This is a genomic window from Streptomyces sp. NPDC051684 (assembly GCF_044453445.1).
Classification (GTDB): domain Bacteria; phylum Actinomycetota; class Actinomycetes; order Streptomycetales; family Streptomycetaceae; genus Streptomyces.
Genome location: NZ_JBITCS010000009.1, coordinates 100,751 through 125,600 on the forward strand (window position 1 = coordinate 100,751; position 24,850 = coordinate 125,600).

The following is a 24,850-nucleotide window of genomic DNA, read 5'->3' on the forward strand; positions in this document are numbered from 1 at the left end:
CCGCCATTCTGGCCGACCGGTGGGGTGGCCGTGGGGGTTTTCTGTGGTCCACGTCTCACATGGCGCTCGTCACAGAGGGCGACCCGGGTCGGTCGAAGCCGTGATCGCTGACAGCGAACGCCCGTCCCGGAACATCTGGAGGCCGTCGTGCATTGAGTCCATGTAACTCAACTTGACTGCCAAAGGGGAGATCATGGCTTCGACGTCCACACCGCTCACCCTGCCCGTGCTGCCCCTCGACGACGAGGTCGTGCTGCCCGGAATGGTGGTGCCCCTGGACCTCAGCGACACCGACGTACGAGCCGCGGTGGAGGCCGCGCAGGCCGCCGCGCGTACTGGACCCAGCAAGCCGAAGGTGCTTCTTGTTCCACGTATCGACGGCACGTACGCGAACACCGGCGTGCTCGGCACCGTCGAGCAGGTCGGACGCCTCGCCGACGGCGACCCCGGCGCGCTGATCCGCGGCGTCGGCCGCGTGCGCATCGGCGCCGGCACGACCGGCCCCGGCGCTGCCCTGTGGGTGGAGGGCCTGACCGTCGAGGAGGAGGTGCCGGACCCCCTGCCCGGCGCCATCACCGAACTCGTCAAGGAGTACAAGGCGCTCGCCACGAACTGGCTGAAGAAGCGCGGTGCCTGGCAGGTCGTGGACCGCGTGCAGCAGATCGACGACGTCTCCGCGCTGGCCGACAACTCCGGCTACTCGCCGTTCCTCACCACCGCCCAGAAGGTCGAGCTGCTGGAGGCCGCCGACCCGGTGGAGCGGCTCAAGCTCGCGACCCAGCACCTGCGCGACCACCTCGCCGAGCAGGACGTCGCCGAGACCATCGCCAAGGACGTCCAGGAGGGCGTCGACAAGCAGCAGCGCGAGTTCCTGCTGCGCCGCCAGCTCGACGCCGTCCGCAAGGAGCTGCGCGAGCTGAACGGTGAGAAGGCCGACGGCGAGGAGTCCGACGACTACCGGGCGCGCGTCGAGGCCGCCGACCTCCCGGAGACGGTCCGCGAGGCCGCGCTCAAGGAGGTCGAGAAGCTGGAGCGGTCCAGCGACCAGTCGCCCGAGGGCTCCTGGATCCGCACCTGGCTCGACACCGTCCTCGAACTGCCGTGGAACGAGCGGACCGAGGACGAGTACGACATCCAGGGCGCCCGCGGCATCCTCGACGCCGAGCACGCGGGCCTCGACGACGTGAAGGAGCGGATCACCGAGTACCTGGCCGTGCGCAAGCGGCGCGCGGACCGCGGCCTCGGCGTGGTCGGCGGGCGGCGCGGCGGCGCCGTGCTCGCGCTCGTCGGCCCGCCCGGCGTCGGCAAGACCTCGCTCGGCGAGTCCGTCGCGCACGCCATGGGCCGCAAGTTCGTCCGCGTCGCGCTCGGCGGCGTCCGGGACGAGGCGGAGATCCGCGGCCACCGGCGTACGTACGTGGGGGCCCTGCCGGGCCGCATCGTGCGCGCCATCAAGGAGGCCGGGTCGATGAACCCGGTGGTCCTGCTCGACGAGGTCGACAAGGTGGGCTCCGACTTCCGCGGCGACCCGGCCGCGGCGCTGCTCGAAGTCCTCGACCCGGCGCAGAACCACACCTTCCGCGACCACTACCTGGAGGTCGAGCTCGACCTGAGCGACGTCGTCTTCCTGGCGACCGCGAACGTCCTGGAGGCCATCCCGGAGGCGCTCCTCGACCGCATGGAGCTGGTCAGGCTCGACGGCTACACCGAGGACGAGAAGGTCGTCATCGCCCGCGACCACCTGGTGCCGCGCCAGCTGGACCGTGCCGGGCTCGCCCCCGAAGAGGTCGTCATCGGCGACGACGCGCTGCGCAAGCTCGCCGGCGAGTACACGCGCGAGGCCGGCGTACGGAACCTGGAGCGGTCCGTCACGCGGGTGCTGCGCAAGGTCGCCGCGCAGCACGAACTCGGCGAGCGGGAGCTGCCGTTCACCGTCGGCGAGGGCGATCTGCGTCCGCTCATCGGGCGGCCGCACCACGTGCCCGAGTCGGCGCAGGACCCGGCCGAGCGACGCACGGCCGTGCCGGGCGTGGCCACGGGGCTCGCGGTGACCGGGGCCGGTGGTGACGTGCTCTTCGTGGAGGCGTCCCTCGCCGACCCGGAGACCGGCGCGGCGGGGCTGACCCTCACCGGTCAGCTCGGCGACGTCATGAAGGAGTCGGCGCAGATCGCGCTCTCCTTCCTGCGCTCGCACGGCGCCGAACTGGAGCTGCCCGTCGCCGACCTGAAGGAGCGCGGCGCGCACATCCACTTCCCGGCGGGCGCCGTCCCGAAGGACGGACCGAGCGCGGGCGTCACGATGACGACGGCGCTGGCGTCCCTGCTGAGCGGGCGGCTTGTGCGTACGGATGTGGCGATGACCGGTGAGGTGTCACTGACCGGGCGCGTGCTGCCCATCGGTGGCGTCAAGCAGAAGCTGCTCGCCGCGCACCGGGCCGGGGTCACGACCGTCATCATTCCGAAGCGGAACGAGGCGGATCTGGACGATGTTCCTGCGGAGGTGCTGGAGAAGTTGGAGGTGCATCCGGTGTCGGACGTGCGGCAGGTCCTCGAACTGGCGCTGGTGTCAGCCGAGTTGGGGGTTCCGGTCGCGGCGTGACCCTCGCGGGGTGCGGCGTGCCGCGCGTCAGGTTCCGGCCTGTGCCGGAGGCTGGGGCGCGGCCGCCTCCCCGCCCTGCGCGGGGACACCGGCGGCCCTCGTCGACCCGGCCGGTTCACCGTGCAGGGCGCGCGCGAGCGCGAGGGCGATGTGCTCGATCCAGTCGATCGCGTCCCCGGCCTCGGCCGCGGTCAGCGGGCGGCGGCGCGTGTGGTCACCGTCGAGCAGGTCGGCCTCGTGGGCGATCTGGTTGCGGCGGCGCAGCAGCGTGACGTACTTGCCGCGCAGGGACTTCTCGTCGAAGGACGTGCGGTGCCGGAACCGCCGGTTGACCCACTTCGCCGCCTCGCGCCACACTTTCGCGTCCGTCGCCAGGGCCATCATCTTGGCGATGGCGTCGGGGTTCTGGAGCGCCCGGTACGCCACGTCCTCGCGGATCCGCTCCACGACGGCGTCGGCCAACCGCACCTCGCCACGCTGCACCGCCTCCATGCGGTGCAGCGGCAACGGGTACTCGCGCAGCCGCCTCGGCATGTCCGGGCTCGCCTTGACGGCCTCCTCGGTGACCCGCCGCAGCGTCTCCTCCTGCACCCAGTGCTCAAGCGCCCCGATCGCCTGGACCCACGCGGCCCGGTAGAAGTCCTCGGTGTCGACGCCGCGCGGACTGAGCGCTTCCAGGATCTTGCCCGCGTCCACCATCCGGCGCGCGTAGGTGAGATTGGTCAGGAAGGAGTCGAACTGCGCGGTCTGTGCGACCTGCGGCAGTTGAGAGGACTGAGAGGACTGAGAGGACTGCGGGGGCTGAGAGGGCTGAGGGGACGGAATCGTCATGCGAGGACCTTTGTGCTGCGCCGGGGCGAGTGAGTCGTTCACGGTCGTCCCTGCGCAGCACGTCGGCCCGTCAATCCTCGGAGTGGCCCTGAGCGGAAGTTTGGCCGGATCCCGCCGTCAGCCTGGCTACGCGCGTGTCCTCGCGCGCGAGTCGTACGACATCGGTGAGGCATTCGACCAGCCGTCGGCCGACGTAGCGCAACTCGTCCCGGTCGCTCGTCCCTGCGGAGAGGAGGGCCTCGGCGTGCCCTACGAGCTGTTCCGCCATGGACAGTTGGGCTTCCGCGTACACCGTGGTGCGCCGGGTGACGGGGCCTTGCGGCCCGTCCGGCACGTCCGGGCTGTCCCGCACGACGTAGCAGGCCTTGCCGTCGGGTGCGGTCCAGGGCAGGCGCTCGATCGCGGAGCGCTGTTCTCCGTAGTTCACGCCGCCACCCCCGACCCGACGCGCACGCCGTGGATGGTGCGCGGGCCGAGGTCGACGCCGTACGCGGCCAGCCACAGCGCCCGCCGCCGGGCCCGCTGCGCGCGCCGTTCGTCACGTTCCGTGACCTCTTCGCGTTCCGCGATCTCGTGGGCGATCAGGTAGGGACGTACGAGCGGGCTGGCTTCGCCGGGGAGGGGCGGGTCCCAGCGGGGGCGGGAGGGGGCGTAGGGCGGCGATGTCGGGAGTGGGGCCGGGGCGGCGTGCGCCGGGGCGGGGATGCATTCAAGTGGGGCTCGGCGACGGCCGGTTGGCGGGAGGAGCAGCCGCATCAGCGGCAGGAGAAGGAGGGCGATAACGTGGACCATGTCGACCTGCTTTCAATGGGACAGGTTGGCCATGCCCCCGGGCCGGTGCAAACGGTTGCGGGGGTCTTTCCTTGGTTACGGACTGTACGCCTCATGTGACTCGCATTGCAGCGACATAGAACTCCCTGCACCATGTTGAAACTTAGTGGCGTTTGTTGTCGTAGCGGGGTTGGTCCTGCCCGCCTATTGTTCGTTCATGGTCGAGAACGACGAATGGCGCCCCAGCCCTCGGTCGCGGGTCTACGTCTATGTGCAGATCGCCGAGCACATCAAGGGGCAGATCCGAGCCGGTGAACTTGCCCTGGAAGAACCGTTGTTGCCGGAACCCGAGCTGTCGAGCCGGTACGGCGTAGCCATCAACACCCTGCGCCGCGCCATCCGTCACCTGCGCGAACAGGGCATCGTCGAGACCGTTCCGGCGAAGGGGACGTTCGTCATCGCGATGCCGGAAGGCTCGGAGAGCAAGTAGACAGGGGGCACGCCTGGCTTAGGCGTGCCCCCTTGTCGTGCCGCTCGCAGCGTGGCGATCAGGTCTCGTCCTCTGACGCCGCCTCGACCTCGCCGCCCAGGGACTTGGCGATGGCCGCGAACTCGTCGAGGGCGGACTGGAGATCTCGGACGATCTCCTCGGCGATCACCTCGGGGGGAAGGTCTGAGTCCGCGTCCTCCAAGGCCGGGTCCTTGAGCCAGGTGACGTCGAGATTTACCTTGTCGCGGCTGGTCAGTTCCTCGTACGAGTACTTGCGCCACGGCCCGAACTCGACGTTGCCCTCGGCGTCTTCCTTCTTCGTCTCGACGCGGGCGCCGACCGGCTCACCCGGCTTGTACGCGGTGACAAAGTCGTCGAGGTGGGCGCGGGTCAGCGGGCGCTGCTTCAGCGTGAAGTGCTGGCCGGTGCGGAAGTCGTAGAACCAGGTGTCAGTGGTCAGCGGCTTGCCGTCGGTGCGCGGGGACTTCTTGTCGAAGAAGAGGACGTTGGCCTTGACGCCGCCCGCGTAGAAGATGCCGGTGGGCAGGCGCAGGACGGTGTGGAGGTCGAACTCGGCGAGCAGCTTGCGGCGGACCTTCTCGCCGGCGCCGCCTTCGAAGAGCACGTTGTCGGGGAGGACGACGGCCGCACGGCCGCCGATGGCGGTCAACGACATGATGTGCTGCAGGAAGTTGAGCTGCTTGTTGGTGGTGGTCGCGGTGAAGTCGTCGCGGTCGTACTGGGCGTCCTCCTTCTCCACGTCGCCGTCCTGGCCGATCACGGTGATCGCGGACTTGCGCCCGAAGGGCGGGTTGGCGAGGACGAGGGAGGCGTGACGCCCGGAGGGCTTCTCGGCGAGGGCGTCGCCGACGGTGATGAGGCTGGGGCCGTCGCTCTTGCCGATGCCGTGGAGCAGCATGTTCATCGCGGCGAGGCGGGCGGTGCCGGTGACCAGCTCGTTGCCCCAGATCTTGTCGCCGGTGTCGAACGCCTTGCGCTCTTCCAGCGGCATGGTGCTGATGTGGTGCTGGTTGATGTATGAGTAGGCGGCGATGAGGAAGCCGCCGGTGCCGCAGGCCGGGTCGGTGATCGTGTCGTTCGGGCCCGGCCGGGTGACGTCCACCATGGCGTCGATGAGGGGGCGCGGGGTGAAGTACTGTCCGGCGCCGGTCTTGGTGTCGGAGGCGCCCTTGTTGAGGAGGCCTTCGTAGGCGTCGCCCTTGAGGTCGGCGCCGCCAACGGTCCAGTCCTCCTTGCCGATCAGCTCGACGACGAGCTTTTCGAGCAGGGCGGGCTTGGTGATGCGGTTCTGGGCGCCGGAGAAGATGGTGCCGATGGTGGTGTTGGGGCGCGTGCCCAGGGCGGTGAGGGTGGCGTTGTAGTGGGCTTCGAGTTCGGCGCCGCGCTTGCCGACGAGGGAGGCCCAGTTGTATTCGGCGGGGACGATGTCGCTGAAGTCGCGGGGGTTCCAGGGGTCGCTCTGGATCTCGTCGACCATCTTGAGGAACAGCAAGTAGGAGAGCTGTTCGACGTACTCGATGGTGGACATGCCGTTGTCCCGCAGGACGTTGCAGTAGTTCCAGAGCTTCGCGACGAGGTGGTTGGTCTGCGCGGTGGCCTTGGCCGGCGTGGCGGCGGGCGGCGTGGTCTCGGTCACTGGAAGAGCTCCGGCTGCGTGGAGGTGACGGGGGCGCGGGTGGGTTCGGGGGCGGTCGCCTCGGCGGCGGGCGGCTTGGGGGTGGGGGTGGCGCGCTTGCGGGGCTGGCGGGTCTTCTTGGCGCTGGCTGCGGCGGCGGCGGCTCGCTCGGCGGCGACGCGCTCCAGGGCCACGGAGGCGGGCTCGTCGGCCGGGTCCTGGGGGACGAGGGCGCCGGTGAAGGCTTTGCGGAGGAGGGCGTTGCGGAGGGCCTTGGCTCGCTTCTGAGCGGTTTCTACGCCCTGTTGGGCTCTGTCGAGCAGAGCAATTCGTTCCCGGATGGCGCGCAGGATTTCCTCCTGCTCCTCTTGGGGTGGAACGGGAACGGGCAGGCATTTGATCTTTTTGAGGCTGATCGATGCAAGGTTCACGCTCTGTTTGCCGTTCTCCTCGAACCAACGTCCCATTCCGTTGGCGTAGTGAGAGAGGAGTTCCGGCTTGATGATTCCATTTTGCACGCGTGCTCGGAAAACGTGGTTCTGGTGAATGGCGCCCGCGACCTGTTCTTCCCAGATCCACCCGCGACCGAGCTTGTTCCGGTCTCCGCCCTCGTTGAGGAGGACATCCCCCTTTTTGAGGCGCAGCCGTGACGCTTTGTCCGCCGGTACTCTGATCCTCGTCACAACATCGAGGTTGAGGTGACCGCGTTGCACATTAGCGACGCGGAGATAGGGAACTTCCGGCACTTCCGGATCGGACTGCCTCTTCTTGTCCTTGGTCACGCCTCCCACGACCTCCGCGATTTCGCCGAGGCGATGCCAGAACCAATCGGCTGGGATTCGAGGCAACTCGCCGTCGATGGTGCCAGCCGGTTCAGGTGGGGCAGCTGCGGCCGATTCCTCTGCCAATGTCACAGAGGCCGTGTAGTCGGTGACTCGCGCTCGTAGTGCAAGGATTCTGCGCTCTGCGGAAACGAGGCTGGTTGAGGCCGCATCCAACCGCGAAAGCTGCTCTTCCAAGATCTCAACGATGCGGTGCTGCTCCGCGGGCGGAGGTACTGGGACGGTGACTTCTCGGAGCCTCTGCTGGGGGAGATGCTTGATTGTGCTCCCCGTTGCCAGCTTCGCCAGGGCGCCCGTTGTGGCGGCGTACTCCAGGTAGTACCGCAGGTAGCTCAAACTCAGAGCTGTCGACGGGCGAACTCTGTGCAGTGCCTTCTGGTACGCGATCTCATCATCTCGCATCCAGATGGCGGCCCGTCCGATCTCGCCCCCCTCGCATACCAGCAGGTCGCCCTTACGCACCGAGAACCGCTCGATCTCGTCTTCTGGGATGGCCATCTCCAAGACATCTGCGAAGTCGATGCGTCCCCACTGGACGTTCACATTCCGCAAATATGGGCGCGTTGAGGCGTCACCTTGCTTCTTCTTGTCCAGCATCTTGCCGAGTGCCGTTTCAGCAAGGTCTCCCAATGGGGCCAATACCCAACCCGACGGCAACCCGCCAATACTGTCGCTCAAGCCACTTCCCGATTCAGCTCATCCAGCAATTCCAGCGCACGACCCGCGTCGTCCCCGAATGCCGCCACGAAACCGCGGCCGCGGCCACGGTCGGAGAACGGGGCGGAGTCGAAGTCGTCCCGCTCGATGCCGACACCCACCGCGATGACGTCCATGATCCGTTCCAGGTACCAGAGTTGTATGTCCGTGAATTCGGCGCCCGCCTGGCGTTGGCGTTGCAGCCAGCCCTCGAAGCGCTCCTCGACCACCGTACGGTACGGGCGGAGTTCGGCGTCGACGCCGAGTTCGTAGCGGACCAGGTTCATCAGGTCGCCGAGGCCCGCCGCCTTACCGGGGGAGCCGGCCGCCTTGCCGAGTTCCTCGTACTGGTCCCAGATGACGCCCGTCGTCCAGGAACGGTTGCCCGCCTTGAGTTTCGTGGCGAGTTCCTTCAGGTAGGCCCGCGCCACCTCGGGGCGGTGCTTCGCGCCGCTGCCCAGGATGACCTGGAGGACGGCCTCCTCGCCCGCGGAGCGCATCCGCTCCTGTTCCTCGGAGAGCAGGTCCCGCCATTGCGACAGCGTGCGCTCGGCGCGCTGGGCCGCCGTCGTCTCGTCCGTCGCCGTGATGGTGACCTCGGTCGTCTCGTCGTAGGTGAGGTCCTGCTGGTGGCGGATCCGGAGGATGGTGCGGCGCAGTTCGGGGTTGACGGTGAGTGGTTCGATCGCCCGGTGGATCAGCGCGCGGGCCGCGTCCGCGCCGCCCTCCCGTACAGCGCGGTCCTGCGTGTCGACGTCCGACGCGTCGGTGATCTGCCGGGCGAGCCGGGACAGGGAGAGTCCGCCCGTCGCCGTCTCGATGAGCTGCTGCTCGTCCGGGGAGAGCTGGCGGTCGACGCGGGCCAGGCGCCGGGCCAGGGTCTGCGCGTCGTCGGCGTTCAGGCTGCGGCTGCCCGCCTTCTCCATCAGCTTCTTCAGCGACGGGCCGCCCGCGCCGGGCGCGAGCAGCGGGCGCGCGTCGACCAGCGGGGAGTCCGTGACGCCCACCGCGTCGACGATGACGAAACGGTCCTTGACCAGGTCGTCGGCCGCCTCCGGCGTCACCGCTTTCAGCTCGTCGGCGTCGACCGTGCGCGCGCCGCGTCCCTTCATCTGCTCGAACAGGGTCGGGCTCTTCACCGAGCGCAGGAAGATCACCGCTTCCAGGGCGCGGACGTCCGTGCCCGTCGCGATCATGTCGACCGTCACCGCGACCCGTAGCCGCGGTGAGTTGCGCAGGTCGTTGATGAGCGCGTCCGGGTTGTCGCCGTTCTCACGCGAGCGGTACGTGATCTTCTTGGCGAACTCGTCGCCACGGCCGAAGACTTCCTTGACCTGCTTGATCACCTCGTCCGCGTGGTCGTCGCCGGCCGCGAACACCAGCGTCTTCGGAAGTTCGGCGCGGCCGGGGAACCAGCGCTGCCAGTTGTTCTTGTAGAGCGTCAAGGTGGCGCGGATCTCGTCCGGTGCGATGACCGTGCGGCCCAGCTTCGCCGTCGTGTAGACGAAGTCGTCCTCCAGCTCCTCCAGGCGCTTCTCCCGCGTCGCCCGGTCCAGGATCCTGACCGTTGTCCCCTTCTGGATCCGCGCGCCCCCGGCCGCCCGCAGGTCCGTCGTGACGCGGACGACATCGAAGTCGACGTTCACCCCGTCCGCCACGGCCTGCTCGTAGGTGTACTGAGAGACCGTGTTCCGGTTGAAGAAGCCCCGGGTCTGCGGGGTGGGGGTGGCGGTGAGGCCGACGACGTGGGCGTCGAAGTACTCCAGGACGCCGCGCCACAGGCCGTAGATCGAGCGGTGGCACTCGTCGACGACGATCAGGTCGAAGGACTCGACGGGAACGTCCGGGTTGTACTCGACGCTCACCGGCCGGTCCGTCAGATAGCTGTCCTCCTGCGACGATTTCGGGTCGTCCGCCGCGTCGGCCGCCGACGGGGAGTCGTCGAGCGGCTCGCCCTTCAACAGCGCGTACATGCGCTGGATCGTCGAGACGACCACGGACGACGTGTCCTGGATGCCGGTGCCGCCCAGCATGTCGACGCTGTAGAGGTCGGTGAACCTGCGGTTCTCGTCCGGCGTGACGTACTTGTCGAACTCGGCCCGGGCCTGACGGCCCAGGTTGTTGCGGTCGACGAGGAACAGGATGCGGCGCGCCCGCGCGTGCTTGAGCAGCCGGTACGCCTGCGTGACGGCGGTGAAGGTCTTGCCCGCGCCGGTCGCCATCTGGATCAGCGCGCGCGGCCGGTCCTCCGACAGGGAGTCCTCCAGGCCCGTGATCGCCTCGATCTGCGCGAGCCGCAGCCCGTGCGGTTCCAGGCGCGGCATGGCCGAACGCAGCGCCGCGCGGTACGTGGGCACCGTCTCGTTCTCGTCCGCGCGGCGCATCCACGAACGGAAGGTCTCCGGACGGTGGAAGGCGAACACCTCGCGGGAACGGGCGTGCGGGTCGAGGCGGTTGAGGAAGTACGTCTCCGTGCCCGTGGTCGCGTAGCGGAAGGCGAACGGCTCGGACTGCCGCCACACGGCCATCGCGTGCTCCTTGAGCACCCCGCGCGCGTACCGCTCGTTCTGCGCGAGCGCGCCCGCCAGCGGGGTCCCCTCGCGCTTGGCCTCGATGACGCCGACGATGCGCCCGTCGACGTACAGGACGTAGTCGGCGCGGCCCGTGGCCAGCGTGAACTCCCGCACGGCGACGCCCGGCCCCGCGAGCGGGTTGAGGTCCTCGCGGTCCTGCACGATCCAGCCGGCCCGGCCGAGCAGCTCGTCGATGCGGGTCCGCGCCTGCACCTCGTTGAGCGGCGCCGGGCTCTGCGCGCGCAGCAGGATGGCGTCACGTGCCGCGCGTTCGACGCGGCGCGGGTTGCGGCGCTCGTGCTCGAAGCGGCGTTTCTGCTCGGCGCGCAGCTCCTCGATCTCGGCGCGGTAGCGCGCCGCCTGCTCGGCGGCCTCCTCGCGGGCCCGCTGCGCGGCGGCGATGAGGTTCTCGGCGTCGGTACGCGCCCTGCGCTCCGCCTCCAGCCTGCCGCTGACCTCGCTGAGCCGCGTCCGGGACTCCACCAGGGTCGCCCGGTGCGAGGCCAGCGCCTCCTCAAGCTCGGCGCGCTCGGCCGTGTCCGTGCCGTGCCGCGGCTCCGGCAGCGTCGGCGGGACGAACGCGGCGACCTCCCGTACGCCCTCGATCGCCCGGTAGAAGAAGTCACCGAGCTGGAAACTGATCTGGACGGCTTCGAGCGCCTTCGTCGTGTCGAAGAGATGGTTGTGCGCGGCGTCGTTGCGGCCCCGGCGCAGCACGTCGAACGCGGCCCGGGTCTGCCCCGGCAGGGCCCGCGCCCGGTCGAGGGCCGTCAACCGGTCGACCTGGCGGTCGCCGTCCACGCGGACGCCGAGCCGCTGGACGAGCTCCGCGGCCAGGACCTCGCCGAACTGGCCCGCGCTCACATAGGACGCGTTGGGGTTGGTGAAGACGGTCTGCTCGGCCTCGGAACCGTAGATCGCGAGAAGGGGCTGAAGACGGTAGAGCCGCCCGAAGTTCGGCGACTTCCTCGCCGAACGCCGCAGCGGTTCCGGCAGGTTCGCCGCGTTCGGATGGCGTCCCTCGTGGTGCCTGCGCTGCTGTCCCACGTCTCGGTGCCCCCGCTGTTGTCTCTGGTGCCTGCGCTGCTCTGGCGTCCTGACTCCCGGCCGTCCGGGGTGGGTCGCCCGGGGCGTCAGGGGCCGTCAGGGTACGGCGCGCGAGCGCGGCGCGGACCCCGAACCGACGATCTTTGGCCAACGGCGCGGGGGCCGGGAGACCGGCGGACGGCCGGTGCCCGTCACCCACCCGCCGGGCTGGAGTCGGAGTCGAGGTCGGAGTCGGAGCTGGGGTCGGAGCCGGCGCCGGAGCCGGAGTCCAGCCACCCCCGCAGCCCCGCCCGCACCCCCGCCTGGAACCGGGTCTGGGCGTCCAGCATCCGCATCAGGCGGGTGATCCGGCGCCGCACCGTGTGCACGTGCACGTCGAGGCGCCGGGCGATCGCCTCGTCCTTCAGGCCCGAGGCGAGCAGGGTGAGCATCTCCCGTTCCTCGGCGGTGATCTGGTCGTGCGCGTCGGCGCCGATCGGCACCGCCCGCTCCCACACCGCCTCGAACAGCGGCAGCAGGGCGTGACTGAGCAGCGAGTCGCTCACCACCAGCGCGGAGGCCGTCGGGTCCGCCGCGTCCGTCGGCGGCAGCAGCGTCACCCGCCGGTCCACGCTGAACAGCTTCGTCGGCAGATCGGCGCCCACCCGTATCCGTACCCCCTGCGCGGCCAGGTCGTTCAGGCCGCGGGCCCGGCCCGCGAAGGCCAACCCCTCCCGGTCCACGACTGCCCGCACCCGCGCCCCGCGCCGCACCGGGGCGGCCATGTCGAGCGGCGTCGGCATGCCGTCCGGGCGGCTGGACGCGTACGGCGGGCGGTCCAGGAGGGCGACCTCCTCCGTCGCCGAGGCGAGCATCCGCGCGATCCGCTCGGCGATGGCCTCCCGGCCGCGGACCGTCTCGATGCCGATCGCGGGCGAGTCGGCTCCGGCACGCGCGGTGCTGAGAAACTGCGCGGCGAGCCGGTCGACGGACCCCGTCAGTTCCTCCAACTCCGCGGTGCGGCGCAGGAGTCGGGCCTGGTGCAGATGGATCAGGTTGTGCAGCGCGGTCGCGGGCGCCACCGCGCCGGGCAGGGTGCTCCCGGGCGCGGGCTGCGTGAAACCGCGCTCGGCGAGCGAGTCGAGGGCGGCGGTGACCCGGCGCACCGAGAGGCCCACGGTCCGGCCGAGCGCGGTACGGGTCGCGGTGGCGGGCTCGTCGAGCAGGGCCTCGTACACCCGGAGTTCGTCCGCTCCGAGTCCGAGAGCCTCCCACTGCGCATCCACGGTCTGTGTCCTCGCGTTACCGGCCGTCACCGCCGGATTCTCACCCGGTCCGTGCAGACCACACAAGTGGGCACGTACACAAGTAGCCACCGGCAACGCATTGTTCACGGCCCCTCACCGGCATTTGCATGGCCGCATCCGAAATCCGTTCACCCGCCCCCGGGCAGCGAAGGGAACACCGTGCGGACTTCAGCGCGCAGAAGCAGAGCAGACAGACCGACCGGCATAGTCGTCGGCCAGGGAGTGGCGGCGCTGCTCGCCGTCGCCGGTCTCCTGGTGACCGGCGTGACGGCCGCCCACGCGGACACCGCACCTGCCGCGGCCACCGCCACCACCCCGGGCTCCGAGACCGACACCCCGTCGCTCGTCACCGGCCTGAACGAGGAAGCGGCCGGCACCGGCACCGCCGCCGACGCCGCCCGCGGCCACCTCAAGGCGAAGAAGAGCCGCTACCACATCGCCGACACCTCGGCGAAGGACCTCACCTCGCTCGGTACTGCGACCGAGAAGGGTGGCAAGGAGACAGTCCGCCTCCAGCAGAAGTACAAGGGCGTCGACGTCATGGGCGGCCAGTACGTGGTCCGGATGACGAAGAAGGACGGCAAGCGCACCGTCACCGGCACGTCCGGCAACTACTTCACGAAGCTGAAGCTGGACACGGTCGCCCCGAAGGTCTCGGAGAAGACCGCGGTCCAGCGCGCGATCCACGCCGTCTCCGCGCAGCTCGGCGGCGGCCTGCTGAAGGCCCCGGTCAACGGGCAGGCCCCGGCCAAGGGTGGCAAGCTCACCAAGAGCTCGCTCACCGGCAAGGCCCAGGGCGTCACGATCCTCCCGCAGGGCGACGGCGTGCTCACCCGGCAGATCACCGTCACCGGCGTGAACCCGGCCGACGGCACCCCGGTGAAGCAGCAGGTCTACATCGACGCGCACTCCGGGTTCGCGGTGATGCAGTACAGCGACATCAAGACGTTCGGCGCGCAGGGAGCCACCGCCACCGCGGCCGGTGGGACGGGTACGGAGCCGGAGGCCTCCACGGCCGCCGCCGACCAGCTCGTGGTCAAGGGCACCGGCGTCCGCTACGACGGCCAGAAGGTCGAGATCAACCTGTACAAGGACATCACCGGTGCCCTTCAGATGATCGATTACAGCAAGCGGCCCGCGGGCTCGGCCCTCGGCGAGATGATCGCCACGTACGACGCGCGCGGCGTGGACGTGTCGAGGGCTTCCGGTGTCTGGCCGAGCGGCATCAAGACCTTCCGTCCGACGACCACGGACCTCGGCGAGGAGTTCACCAACTCCGGTGCCGTGGACGCCCACTGGGCCGCCGGCAAGGTCTACGACTACTACAAGAACCACTTCGGCCGCAGCGGCATCGACGGCAAGGACGGGTACATCAACTCCCTGGTCGGCGTCACCGCGAACGGGCAGCCGTACGACAACGCCTTCTGGGACGGCACGAAGATGGTGTACGGAAAGGGCGGCGGCGACTACCGCACCTTCTCCGCCGACACCGACGTCGTCGGCCACGAGATGACGCACGGCGTCACCGAGCACACCGCGGGCCTGGTCTACGCGGGCCAGTCCGGCGCGATGAACGAGGGCATCTCCGACTACTTCGGCAACGCCATCGACCTGGAGGCCAACGGCCAGTCGATGGACGATCCGGACGCGGGCCTGCTCGGCGAGGACCTGTGCACCACCAAGGGCCCGCGCGAGTGCGCGCTGCGCGACCTGAACGACGGCGCCACCACGTCGAAGAACTTCATCGGCACCACCTACCGCGGTGACAACGGCGGCGTCCACCTCAACTCGACGATCTTCTCCGGCGCCCTGTGGGACATCCGCCAGGACCTCGGAGCCGACCTCGCCGACAAGATCGTCTACCGCGCCCTGTCCGCGTACATGACCCCGCTCGACGGCTTCACCGAGGGGCGCGCGGCCGTCATCGCCGCAGCGCAGGAACTCGGCGTCACCAAAGCCCAGTTGAAGAAGGTCAAGAGCTCCTTCGACGCGCACGGCATCGTGCCCGGCTGGGAGAAGGCGATCGGCGTCGACACCGACACGATCCTGTCGAAGGTCAACGTCGCCGGTACGGGGGTCGGCGCGGGGGGCGGCAGGTACGCCGTGTCGAACTCGAACGCGGAGGGCAGCGAGCCGTACTCGGTGTGGCTCGGCAACACCTCCGGCAAGGGCACCCCGCAGCTGGTCAGCGCCAACAACGGCGACTACAACGTCTACGCGGACACCGACGGCAAGACGGTGGTGTGGGCGGACTACAGCAGCTCCGGCATCAGGATCATGGCGAAGCCGGTCAACGGTGGTGTCGCCAAGATGGTCAGCGGCATCGGCAGCGACGTCTCCGGGCTCGCGGTCGACGGCGACTACGCCGTGTACAGCGGCTTCGACCCGCAGTTCGGTGTCACGCACGTCGTGTACACCAATATGAAGACGGGCGTGACGGCCACCGTCGACAGCGGCAGCCCCGGCGTCACCACCGGCCTGCCCTCCGTCAAGGACGGCAAGATCGCCTACGCGAAGATGTGGGCCGAGGACGACGGCTGGAAGCTCGGCATCGAGGTGCTCGACGCGGCCACCGGCAAGAAGACCCTGATGCCCGTCGACAAGAACACCGCGATGGGCATCGGCCAGACCGCCGTCACCGACGACGGCGTCACCTGGATCGAGGACGACGACGCCACCGACACCGGCCAGGCGGCGGTCAAGCGCGCCGCGCTGGACGGCACGGGCCTGACCACCGTCGTGCCCGAGTCCGGCGACGGCTCGCTGTACGCCTACTCGCTCACCGCCTCGGACGACGCGCTCACCGTCACTTCGCTGCCCCCGGCCACCAGCTGGGACAACGCCACGCTGCCGAAGCTGTACCAGGTGGCTCCCGACGGCAAGGGCGGCGCTCAGCGCGTCTCCTGCAACCGCGGTGACCAGGTCTTCGCGGCCGCCGACACCGGCACGCGCGTGCTCTGGCTCGACGGCACCACCGGCTACACGAACCTCGTGAAGCGGGACCGGCCGGCCGGACGCTGCTGACCCGGCACCCGCCCGACCCGAACACGGCGGCGGCCCGACTCTCGGAGGGGGGAGCCGGGCCGCCGCCGCATGTCCGCGATGCCGTCAGCCGTCAGCCGTCAGCCGTCAGCCCTCAGCCGTTGGCGAGTGCCACGACCCGGTCGAGCGCGCCGTTGAACTTGTCGTGGTCGCCGACTGTCGGCCCGGTCGACGTGTACTGCCACATCGTCTGCGTGCCCCAGCCGGCCGGGAGTGTGCCCGGGGCGGAGGCGTAGCGGGCGATCCACAGCGGGTTGGTGGCGCCGAAGGCGGCGGAGTTGCCGGTGCACTGGGTCCACCAGCTGGTCGCCGTGTAGATCACCGCGTCGCGTCCCGTGCGTGCCTTGTACTGGTTCACGAAGTCCCGGATCCAGGTCACCATCGCGGCGCCCGCCTTGCCGTAACAGGCGTCCCCGTACGGGTTCCACTCGATGTCGAGGACGCCCGGCAGCGTCTTGCCGTCCTTGGACCAGCCGCCTCCGTGATCCACGAAGTAGTTGGCCTGTGTGGCACCGTTCGTGGTGTCCGGGGTCGCGAAGTGGTAGGCGCCGCGGATCATGCCCACGTTGTACGAGCCGTTGTACTGCTGCGCGAAGGACGGGTTGGTGTAGTACGTGCCCTCGGTGGCCTTGGTGTAGGCCCAGCGCACGCCGCTGTTCCAGAGGGTCGACCAGGCCACGTTGCCCTGGTGGCCGGAGACGTCGACCCCTTCGGTCTGCACCGCGGCGACGCCGTTGGCGGGTGGCGGGGAGCCGACACCGTCGTGGGCGGCGACTCCGATGCCCATGTAGGCCTCACCGCGGGCAGGTGTGTCCGTGGCTCGGGCTGCGCCAGGCAGGGCGAGAAGCAGGGAGAGTGCCGCGAGAGCAGCGCCGGTGACTCCGAGGCGTGTACGGCGCGTACAGCGTGTTCGGTCGGTGCGGGGTGTGGCAGATCTGTGCACGGGCATGAGCGGCCTCCGGGAACGACGTGGGGGTCGATAGGGGGACGTGCGGTGGCGCCGGTGCTGTCGATGGTGTGTGCATGCCAGGTGTGGCGGCGGAGAAACGCTACGCACGTAGACCCGCGGTGGGAAGAGGGGCCGGTGCGTGCCGTTGGTCTACTCCTGCGAAATACTGGTGGAACTGCGGTGATGACCGTGCTGGGCGAAAACTTTCAGAGGTGCTGACGTGCGCGAAGACGGAAACGGCGGGCGGCGGAGCGCGGAATCCGAACCGCGAACCGCCGCCGCGCCGACGGCTGTGGACGGCGAGTTCCTCGCCCTGGAACGCGAGTTGACCGTCTTCCTGCGCCGGGCCCGGGCCAATTCCGGCGAGATGGCCCGCGAGGTCCACCCCGACCTGGAACCGGCCGCGTACGGGCTGCTCGTCCGCCTGGAGGAGTGCGGGGCGCAGCGCGCTACCGAGCTCGCCGGCTACATCGGCGTGGGCAAGGCGACGATGAGCCGCCAGCTGCGGGCCCTTGAGGAGCTCGGCTTCGTCGGCCGCGAGCCCGACCCCGCGGACGGCCGTGCCTGGCTGATCTCGCTCACCGAGTACGGGCGCGAGCACTTCGGGCGGGTGCGGGAGGCGCGGCGGATGCGGTATGTGCGGCAGCTGGACGGGTGGGATCGGCGTGAGGTGGCGGAACTGGCGCGGTTGTTGCACCAGTTGAACGCCGGGGCCGAATAGCCGCCCAAGTGAGGGTCACAGCTCCACGTACGCCACCGTCGCGTCGTCGTGAGTCTTGCTGCGGCGCAGGTACTGGCGGGTCTGCTCGTCCGCGTCCTCCAGGGCACGGACGCGGGACACCACCGCCTCCGCGCCCTCCTTGCGTACGAGGGTGAACAGGTCGGTCCAGTCGCCCTCGTGGAACTTCTCCACCCAGCGCGTCACGCCGTCCGTCATCGCGGCGAGCGCCCGCACCTCGCCGCGGGGGAGCGTGCCGGTCACCGCGCGCCCGGCCACGGTCGGGTCGGCGGCGGCCGTGAAGAAGCCGCCCTCCTTGTTGCGCACCGTCGCATCGGCGACCTCGTTCGAGACGAGGTGGGCGCGGGGGACCCGGTCGAGGCGGTCGTCGAGCAGCGGCGTGACCGTTCCGTCGGGGGCCTCGACGAGCAACGCCGAGTCGGAGAGCACCAGATGCTCCACCCGCTCCGCGTCCCAGCGGGCGAGCACGACGGTCGCCTGCGGAGTACGCGGGTGAGAAAGGTCACAGGTGCCCCGATGGGCGTCGGCGGTGCGGGCGATGGCCGCGGCCAGCGTCTCGGCCAGGCTCATGTCCCGGCGCGAAACGGACAGTTCGGCCAGCGCGCCGCCGAGGTGAGCGGTGAACCAGTGGACGGAGTGCCGGCAGCCGTCGTCGGTGGCCGGGGGAGTGACCCCGTCGAGGGCGACCAGTGATCCACCGCGGCCGGCGGCCGGTGCGGCCACCGATACGTAGTCCTCGTTCGGTCGCCCGGTGGCGCCCGGTTCGGTGGTCAGTTCGATGCGCATGCGGTCAGTCTGCATGAGGCGCCCTCACGGAGCGCTGGCGCGCCGGGAGTTGGGGCGCGTCGTTCCGTAGGGATTCTGTGGAGATGATGCGGCGCCCCGAAGAACCCCTCTGAGCGCCTGTTTTGCGCGGAATGATCGCTTCCGTCGGGGGTGTGGCGGGACATCTTGCCAAAGGCCGCCGAAGACGTCCAACCGGCGCGCGGTTGACGGAGCGTGATCGCCACACGGGAACTTGCTCCTCAACTCCCGCTCGATGTTCACTCCTTCGGGTGGCGGGCGAGGTGATGGGCGCCCCCTGCTCACCGGCACTGGAAGGGTCAGGGGCCAGGCCAGAGGGTCACGGGGTGTTGACGGAGCGTCACCCGAACCCATGGGGTAGGACGAATCAGGAATGCGAGCATCAGTGGGGAACACCTCCGGCGGTAATGGGGCCAGTGGGCTGGGTGTGTCGGGTGATGTCGCACCGGGCCGGGCGCCCGAGGTGAGCCGCACGGGTTCCGGCCGGGGCAAGCGCACCCGGGTCCGCAGCCGCTTGATCGTGGCGGTGGCCGTGGTCGCCGCCGCCGTCGTCGGCGCCGGTGCGCCGGTGGTCGTCGGTGCCTCCGACCGCGTGGGCGAATCGCAGAACCTCGTCGACGAGGCCCAGCAGACGCAGGCCTCGCTCGGCCTGTCGCACGCGCTCGCCGACGAGCGGGACGAGGTCACCCGGTTCATCGCGGCCGGCCGCCCCAAGGGCGCGGGCCTGAGCGAGGAGCGCGGGGCCCGTGTCGACCGCCAGGTCGACGAGCTGCGCGTGGACGCGCCGGCCCCGTTGCGCCACACCCTCGACGACGTCGCCGCCGTGCGCCGCTCCGCCCTCACCGGCAAGGGGTCGGCCCTGGAGGCGCACGCCGCGTACTCCCGCTCCATCGGTGAACTGCACGCGCGCGCCGAGGATCTGGCCGAGCGCATACCCGTGCGCGCGGGTTCGGGGGCGTACGCCCTCGCGGACCTGGACCGCGCCGTCGAGCAGGCGTCCGCCGCGCGCGGACTGCTGCTCTCCGCGCTCGCCGTGCCCCGCTCCACGGCCACGCAGGTCAACCCGGCGACCGGCCTGCGCGAGCCCGTCGTCGGCCAGTCCGCCGCCAGTGGCCAGCGCGACGCGCTCAGCGCGGCGGGCCAGCGCGCCCGGGTGCGCGAGCAGGCCGCGCTCGACGACTTCCACGACTCGGGGACGGCCAAGGCCGTCAACGGGTACGACTCCACCGTCACGGGCCCGGACGTCACACGCGCGGAGACGTACCTGAAGCGCCTCGCCGATGCCCCCACGCTCAGCGCGAGTGAGCTCCGCTACGACCCGAACAGCGTCGAGGACGCCCTCACCGCGCGGATCGACCTCATGCGGGGCGCCGAGGCCGCGCTCGGGGACCAGCGGGTCAAGACCCTGGAGCAACTGCGCGACGACGACGTGACGGCGCTGGAGATCCGGATCGCGCTCGTCGGCTTCTGTCTGCTCGCCGCCGTCGGCGTGGCCATGGCGACGGCCCGCTCGCTTACCCACCCGCTCGCCGCGCTGCGCATCGGCTCGGCACGCGTCGCGGGCGATCCGGCCGCCGAGGAACCGGTCAAGTACAAGGGCCGCAACGACGAGTTCGCGCAGGTCGTCGACTCGATCAACGCCCTGCACGCGCACGCCGTGTCCCTGCACGGACACATCGGCACCCTGGAGTCCGACCGCAAGCACCTGGTCGGCGAGCGTCAGCGGATGGCCGACGAGCGGGACCAGCTGCGCGGCGAACTCGCCGAGACCGCCCGCAAGCTGGACCGCGTCAAGCACTCCATCCACGGCACGTTCGTCAACCTGGCGCTGCGCACCCTCGGGCTCGTCGAGCGGCAACTGGGCATCATCGAGGGCCTGGAGGAGCGCGAGCAGGACCCGGAGCGGCTCGCCACGCTCTACAAGCTCGACCACTCCGCCACCGTCATGCGGCGGCACAGCGAGAACCTCCTGGTCCTCGCGGGCACCGAGCGCGGTCCGCAGCACGGCGGCTCCGTGGCCCTCGTCGACATGGTGCGCGCCGCCGTCTCCGAGATCGAGCGCTACGAGCGGGTGCGGATCGCCGCGCTGCCGCCGCACGCGCACATCGTCGGCTTCGCCGCCGACGACCTCAGCCACCTCATCGCCGAACTCCTCGAGAACGCCACGTCGTTCTCGCCGCCGGACGCCTCCGTCGAGGTCTCCGGCTGGCTCCTGGAGAGCGGCTCCGTGATGCTCTCCGTCCAGGACGAGGGCATAGGGATGACCGACGAGCGGATGCGCGAGCTGAACACGCGCCTCTCCTCGTTCACCGCCGAGGAGGCGCACGACCCGGAGGACGTCGACGGATTCGGACTCGGCCTCTACGTCGTCGCACGCCTCGCCGTGCGACACGGCGTACGGGTCCGGCTGCGCGAGCAGAAGCAGGGCGGGGTCGCGGCGGTCGCCGTGCTGCCCGCGTCGCTCTTCGCCGCCGCGCCCGCGGCCTCGGTGCCGCCGGCCGTCCTGGTGCCCGGCGCCGCTCCCGCGGTACGCCTCGCGGGCTCCGAGGCGGAGGCCAACTCCAACGAGCTGTACGGGCGTACGGAGCCCGAGCACCAGCTTCCGGTGTCCGGTGATCCGCTGATCGAGGCGGCCGAGCAGGCGGTGCGCGCGTCGGAGGAGCCGCTCGCGGAGTACCCGGCGGAGGCCCCGTTCGAGGCGTCCGTCGAGCCGCCCTTCGAGGCTCCCGCGGAAACGACCATGGCGCTGGGCGCGCCGGTGCCGCCGGAGCCCGAGCCCGCCCCGGCCCCGGCCCCGGAACCCGAGCCGGTCCCCGAACCCGTCGCCGAGGTGCCGCACCCGCGCGCGCCCCGCGACCAGCACGACGGACCCGCAGGACACCCCGAGCCGCTCGACCAGCCGCTCGACCCGCGGCCCGTGCCGGAGCAGGCACCGGAGCCGGCACCCGAACCGGCCGAGCGCGTCACCGCCAAGGGTCTGCCCAAGCGCACCCCGAAGGTGGCCGCCCCCGCCTCCGCCCCGAAGCCGCGCACCGGCTCCGTGGACGCGGAAGCGCTGCGCCGCAAGCTCGGCGGGTTCCACCGCGGCGCCACCGCGGGCCGCCGGGACGTGACGGCGGAGCTCGCAGACAACCCTGGACGTAGAAGTGAAGCCGAGGGGGACACAGCCGAGGAGGCAAGCAGTTGACTGCGCCCACCCCTGCACTCAACGGACTAAAGGGAATGAACGGTCTCAGTAGCGCGGCACGCAACCTGCACTGGCTGCTCACCGATCTGGTCGAGGAGGTGCCAGGGCTCCAGTCCGTCGCCGTCGTCTCGTCCGACGGGCTGCTCCTGCTCTCCTCCGACCCGGGTCGGCACGACGCGGCCCCGGCGACCGACGCGAGCAAAGGACCCAAAGGGTCCAGCGCCGACCTGGCGGCCATCGTGGCCGGGCTCGGCTCGCTGACCATCGGCGCCGCCAAGCTGATGGACGGCGGAGGCATCAAGCAGACGATGGTCGCCATGGACGAGGGAAGCCTCTTCGTCATGTCGATCAGCGATGGCTCCCTGCTCGGCGTGCACGCGTCCGCGGACTGCGACATGGGCGTCATCGCGTACCACATGGCGCTCTTCGTCGGCCGTGCCGGGCACGTCCTGACGCCCGAACTCCGCAGCGAGCTGCGCCAGTCGATGGAGGCCACCCGATGACCCCGGGCACTTCAGGCAGTGCACACAGTACGAACGGCACGAGCAGGACCTACGGTTCGAGCAGGCTCCCCGTGCGCGGCGACCGCAGGCCCGCCCGCGTCCGCCCCTACTCCCTGACCGGCGGCCGCACCCGCTTCGGCCATGTGCTGCTCGTGGAGACCTTCATCGCGAGCACCGCGGCGATCGAGGCGCCCGAGGAGCGCCCCGAGCTGGGCAAGGGCGGGCTCGCCGGCATCATGCCGGAGATGCGGGCCATCGTCGCACTGTGCCGCCGCATGCGTACGGTCGCGGAGATCGCCGCGCTGCTCAAGATGCCGCTCGGCGTGGTGCGTGTGCTGCTCAGCGACCTCGCCGACCAGGGAAAGATCCGTGTATACGGAACAGGCCACGGCCCCGGACAGCCGGACCGGGCACTCCTCGAAAGGGTGTTGAGTGGACTCCGCCGCCTCTGAACTGCTCGGCGAACTGCCCCTGGAAGAGGAGCAGTTGCAGGCCTGGCAGACCGACAGAACCCGGGCCCCGGTCGCCACGAAGATCATCGTGGCGGGTGGTTTCGGCGTCGGCAAGACGACCCTGGTGTCCGCCGTGTCCGAGATCCAGCCCCTCGAGACCGAGGCGCTGATGACGCAGGCGAGCGAGGAGACCGACGACCTCACCGCGACGCCGGAGAAGTCCACGACCACGGTCGCCATGGACTTCGGCCGCATCACGCTCGACGACGACCTGGTCCTGTACCTGTTCGGCACGCCGGGCCAGCAGCGGTTCTGGTTCATGTGGGACGACCTGGTGCGCGGCGCGATCGGCGCGGTCGTGCTCGCCGACACCCGCCGCCTGAAGGACTGCTTCCCGGCGCTCGACTACTTCGAGAGCTGCGGACTTCCCTACGTCGTGGCGGTCAACCACTTCGACGGTACGACGGAGTTCGCCCCCGACGACGTCCGCGAGGCGCTCACCGTGCCGCCGCGCGTACCGGTGCTGATCATGGACGCGCGGCGCCGTATCGCGGCGATCGAGACACTCCTGGCGCTGGTCGGGCACGCGCTGGACTCGACCCCCGAGTAGTCGGCGCGGCCGCCCGGCCCCATAGTGGTCAAGTCCCGCCCGCCACACACTAGTTACGGCAATTAAGGCAGTCTCATATGTTGCGGAAGATACTCGTCGTGGGGGCCGGTCAGTCCGGCCTCCAACTCGCCCTCGGCCTGCAGACCCAGGGGTACGAGGTCACCCTGATGTCCAACCGCACCGCCGACGAGATCCGTTCCGGCCGGGTCATGTCGACGCAGTGCATGTTCCACACGGCGCTCCAGTACGAGCGCGACCTGCAGCTCAACTTCTGGGAGTCGCAGGCCCCGCGGATCGAGGGGCTCGGTGTCTCGGTCGCGGCCCCCGGCTCGCACGACCCGGGCCCCACCCAGCGTGCCATCGACTGGGTCGGGCGGCTCGACGGCTTCGCGCAGTCCGTCGACCAGCGCGTGAAGATGGCCGGCTGGATGGAGACGTTCGCGCAGCGCGGCGGGCAGCTCGTCATCCACGGCGCGGCCGTCTCCGACCTCGACTACTTCTCGCGCACGTACGACCTGGTGCTGGTGTCGGCGGGCAAGGGCGAGCTGGTCTCGATGTTCGGCCGGGACGCCGAGAAGTCCCCGTACACCGAGCCGCAGCGGGCGCTCGCCGTCGCCTACGTCCACGGGATGGGCGTCCGCCCCGAGCACCCCGACTTCGACGCGGTGCGCTGCAACCTGGTGCCCGGCGTGGGCGAGCTCTTCGTGATGCCGACGCTCACCACCTCCGGCCGCGCCGACATCCTCTTCTGGGAGGGCATCCCCGGCGGTCCGCTGGACGCGTTCAAGGGCATCAAGGACCCCTCCGAGCACCTGGCGCTCACGCTGGAGCTGATGGAGAAGTTCACGCCGTGGGAGTACGCGCGCGCCACGAAGGTCGAACTGACGGACGCAAACGGTACGTTGGCCGGGCGTTACGCCCCGACGGTCCGCAACCCCATCGGCCGGCTGCCCTCCGGCGGTGCGGTCCTGGGCGTCGCCGACGTGGTCGTCGCGAACGACCCGATCACGGGTCAGGGCTCCAACTCCGCCTCCAAGTGCGCGGCTTCATACCTCGCCTCGATCGTCGAGCACGGTGACAAGCCGTTCGACGAGGAGTGGATGCAGTCGGCGTTCGACCGGTACTGGGACACGGCGCGGCATGTCACGAAGTGGACGAACACGATGCTGCAGGCGCCGCCGGAGCACGTCCTCAACCTGATCGGCGCGGGCGGCCAGCTCCAGCCGGTGGCCAACCGCTTCGCCAACGGCTTCAACGACCCGTCCGACTTCGAAAACTTCTTCTACGAACCGGAGAAGACGGAGGCGTACCTCTCCTCCCTCACTCCCTAGCCCATCCGCCGCGGCCCTTCACCTCCCGGGGAGGGGCGCCGCGATCCCCTCCGGGGGGGCTCGGTTCCTCTCCTCGCCCACATCCCACCCGCCGCCCCCTCCGGGGGCTTCGGCCTGGAGTGGTGTGGCCGGCTGTGCTTGGTCCGGGGGCCGGTTGACGGTGACTTCTGCGCCGACGGGGTCCCTCGGGGGACCTGCCGGGTGACGCGCTGGGCGTCCTCCCCGGTCGTCTCCCGCCGGCCTGCCACCTCCGGGGGGGGCTTCCGCTTGGAGTGGTGTGGCCGGCTGTGCTTGGTCCGGGGTGACCTGCTGGCGCGGGTGTTTCGCTTCGACGGGGCTGCCCGCGGGGCCCTGCCGGGCGGTCCGCTTGGGCGTTCTCCTCGCCCACATCCCACCCGCCGCCCCCTCCAGGGGCCTCGCCCCGGCGTGGTGACGCCCGCCACGCTCACCGTTCCCCACCGG

At 70.4% G+C, this 24,850-nt stretch carries 18 protein-coding genes; 9 read left to right on the forward strand and 9 right to left on the reverse strand.

The window, feature by feature from the left end:
• Positions 1-193: 193 nt before the first annotated feature.
• Complete coding sequence (gene lon / locus ACIA8D_RS13585; RefSeq protein WP_399231673.1) at positions 194-2,599, forward strand: endopeptidase La; 2,406 nt, start codon at positions 194-196, stop codon at positions 2,597-2,599.
• A gap of 27 nt (positions 2,600-2,626) precedes the next feature.
• Here lon and ACIA8D_RS13590 read toward each other — a convergent pair whose 3' ends face one another.
• The 3 genes from ACIA8D_RS13590 to ACIA8D_RS13600 form a co-directional block, all read right to left on the reverse strand.
• Positions 2,627-3,430 carry a hypothetical protein gene (locus tag ACIA8D_RS13590; protein WP_399231675.1) on the reverse strand — a complete coding sequence of 268 codons (804 nt, stop codon included), beginning with the start codon at positions 3,428-3,430 and terminating at the stop codon, positions 2,627-2,629.
• Between the two features lie 70 nt (positions 3,431-3,500).
• Entirely contained in the window at positions 3,501-3,857 is a 357-nt protein-coding gene (locus tag ACIA8D_RS13595; RefSeq protein WP_399231677.1) for a hypothetical protein, read from the reverse strand.
• Positions 3,854-4,222: a hypothetical protein gene (locus ACIA8D_RS13600; RefSeq protein ID WP_399231678.1), complete on the reverse strand. Its 369-nt coding sequence runs from the start codon at positions 4,220-4,222 to the stop codon at positions 3,854-3,856. Before ACIA8D_RS13600 ends, ACIA8D_RS13595 begins: the two co-directional genes overlap by 4 nt.
• A 196-nt stretch (positions 4,223-4,418) precedes the next feature.
• On the opposite strand from ACIA8D_RS13600, the gene ACIA8D_RS13605 reads away from it, so the two are divergent.
• Positions 4,419-4,691: a GntR family transcriptional regulator gene (locus ACIA8D_RS13605; protein WP_399231680.1), complete on the forward strand. Its 273-nt coding sequence runs from the start codon at positions 4,419-4,421 to the stop codon at positions 4,689-4,691.
• A gap of 58 nt (positions 4,692-4,749) precedes the next feature.
• Here the strand turns inward: ACIA8D_RS13605 and ACIA8D_RS13610 are convergent, their stop codons facing one another.
• From ACIA8D_RS13610 to ACIA8D_RS13625, 4 genes are all read right to left on the reverse strand, one after another.
• On the reverse strand, positions 4,750-6,348 hold the full coding sequence (locus ACIA8D_RS13610) for an N-6 DNA methylase (RefSeq protein WP_399231682.1): 1,599 nt from the start codon (positions 6,346-6,348) through the stop codon (positions 4,750-4,752).
• The gene (locus tag ACIA8D_RS13615; protein ID WP_399231683.1) at positions 6,345-7,847 is read right to left on the reverse strand and encodes a restriction endonuclease subunit S; all 1,503 of its coding nucleotides are present in this window, start codon (positions 7,845-7,847) and stop codon (positions 6,345-6,347) included. Before ACIA8D_RS13615 ends, ACIA8D_RS13610 begins: the two co-directional genes overlap by 4 nt.
• Entirely contained in the window at positions 7,844-11,485 is a 3,642-nt protein-coding gene (locus ACIA8D_RS13620; RefSeq protein ID WP_399231685.1) for a DEAD/DEAH box helicase family protein, read from the reverse strand. Before ACIA8D_RS13620 ends, ACIA8D_RS13615 begins: the two co-directional genes overlap by 4 nt.
• Positions 11,486-11,676: 191 nt before the next feature.
• Positions 11,677-12,750, reverse strand: coding sequence for a LuxR C-terminal-related transcriptional regulator (locus ACIA8D_RS13625; RefSeq protein WP_399231687.1), 1,074 nt, complete (start codon positions 12,748-12,750; stop codon positions 11,677-11,679).
• A 180-nt stretch (positions 12,751-12,930) separates the two neighbouring features.
• Here ACIA8D_RS13625 and ACIA8D_RS13630 point away from each other — a divergent pair, with 180 nt between their 5' ends.
• Entirely contained in the window at positions 12,931-15,795 is a 2,865-nt protein-coding gene (locus ACIA8D_RS13630; RefSeq protein ID WP_399231689.1) for a M4 family metallopeptidase, read from the forward strand.
• Positions 15,796-15,907: 112 nt separating this feature from the next.
• On the opposite strand, the gene ACIA8D_RS13635 is transcribed toward ACIA8D_RS13630, so the two are convergent.
• Positions 15,908-16,762, reverse strand: coding sequence for a lysozyme (locus tag ACIA8D_RS13635; RefSeq protein WP_399231691.1), 855 nt, complete (start codon positions 16,760-16,762; stop codon positions 15,908-15,910).
• Positions 16,763-16,982: 220 nt separating this feature from the next.
• Between ACIA8D_RS13635 and ACIA8D_RS13640 the strand changes: the two genes are divergently transcribed.
• A complete protein-coding gene (locus ACIA8D_RS13640; RefSeq protein ID WP_399231692.1) occupies positions 16,983-17,483 on the forward strand; it encodes a MarR family winged helix-turn-helix transcriptional regulator in 501 nt (166 codons plus the stop codon).
• Positions 17,484-17,498: 15 nt separating this feature from the next.
• On the opposite strand, the gene ACIA8D_RS13645 is transcribed toward ACIA8D_RS13640, so the two are convergent.
• Complete coding sequence (locus ACIA8D_RS13645) at positions 17,499-18,287, reverse strand: protein phosphatase 2C domain-containing protein (protein ID WP_399231694.1); 789 nt, start codon at positions 18,285-18,287, stop codon at positions 17,499-17,501.
• A gap of 391 nt (positions 18,288-18,678) precedes the next feature.
• On the opposite strand from ACIA8D_RS13645, the gene ACIA8D_RS13650 reads away from it, so the two are divergent.
• The 5 genes from ACIA8D_RS13650 (at position 18,679) to ACIA8D_RS13670 (ending at position 24,388) form a co-directional block, all read left to right on the forward strand.
• Positions 18,679-21,492, forward strand: a complete 2,814-nt coding sequence (locus tag ACIA8D_RS13650; RefSeq protein ID WP_399231695.1) for a nitrate- and nitrite sensing domain-containing protein — start codon at positions 18,679-18,681, stop codon at positions 21,490-21,492.
• A 35-nt stretch (positions 21,493-21,527) separates the two neighbouring features.
• A complete protein-coding gene (locus ACIA8D_RS13655) occupies positions 21,528-21,995 on the forward strand; it encodes a roadblock/LC7 domain-containing protein (RefSeq protein WP_399231696.1) in 468 nt (155 codons plus the stop codon).
• The gene (locus tag ACIA8D_RS13660) at positions 21,992-22,447 is read left to right on the forward strand and encodes a DUF742 domain-containing protein (protein WP_399231697.1); all 456 of its coding nucleotides are present in this window, start codon (positions 21,992-21,994) and stop codon (positions 22,445-22,447) included. The genes ACIA8D_RS13655 and ACIA8D_RS13660 overlap by 4 nt, the downstream gene beginning before the upstream one ends.
• Entirely contained in the window at positions 22,428-23,057 is a 630-nt protein-coding gene (locus ACIA8D_RS13665) for a GTP-binding protein (protein WP_399231698.1), read from the forward strand. Before ACIA8D_RS13660 ends, ACIA8D_RS13665 begins: the two co-directional genes overlap by 20 nt.
• A gap of 80 nt (positions 23,058-23,137) precedes the next feature.
• Positions 23,138-24,388 carry a styrene monooxygenase/indole monooxygenase family protein gene (locus tag ACIA8D_RS13670; protein WP_399231868.1) on the forward strand — a complete coding sequence of 417 codons (1,251 nt, stop codon included), beginning with the start codon at positions 23,138-23,140 and terminating at the stop codon, positions 24,386-24,388.
• The last annotated feature ends 462 nt before the right edge of the window (positions 24,389-24,850 follow it).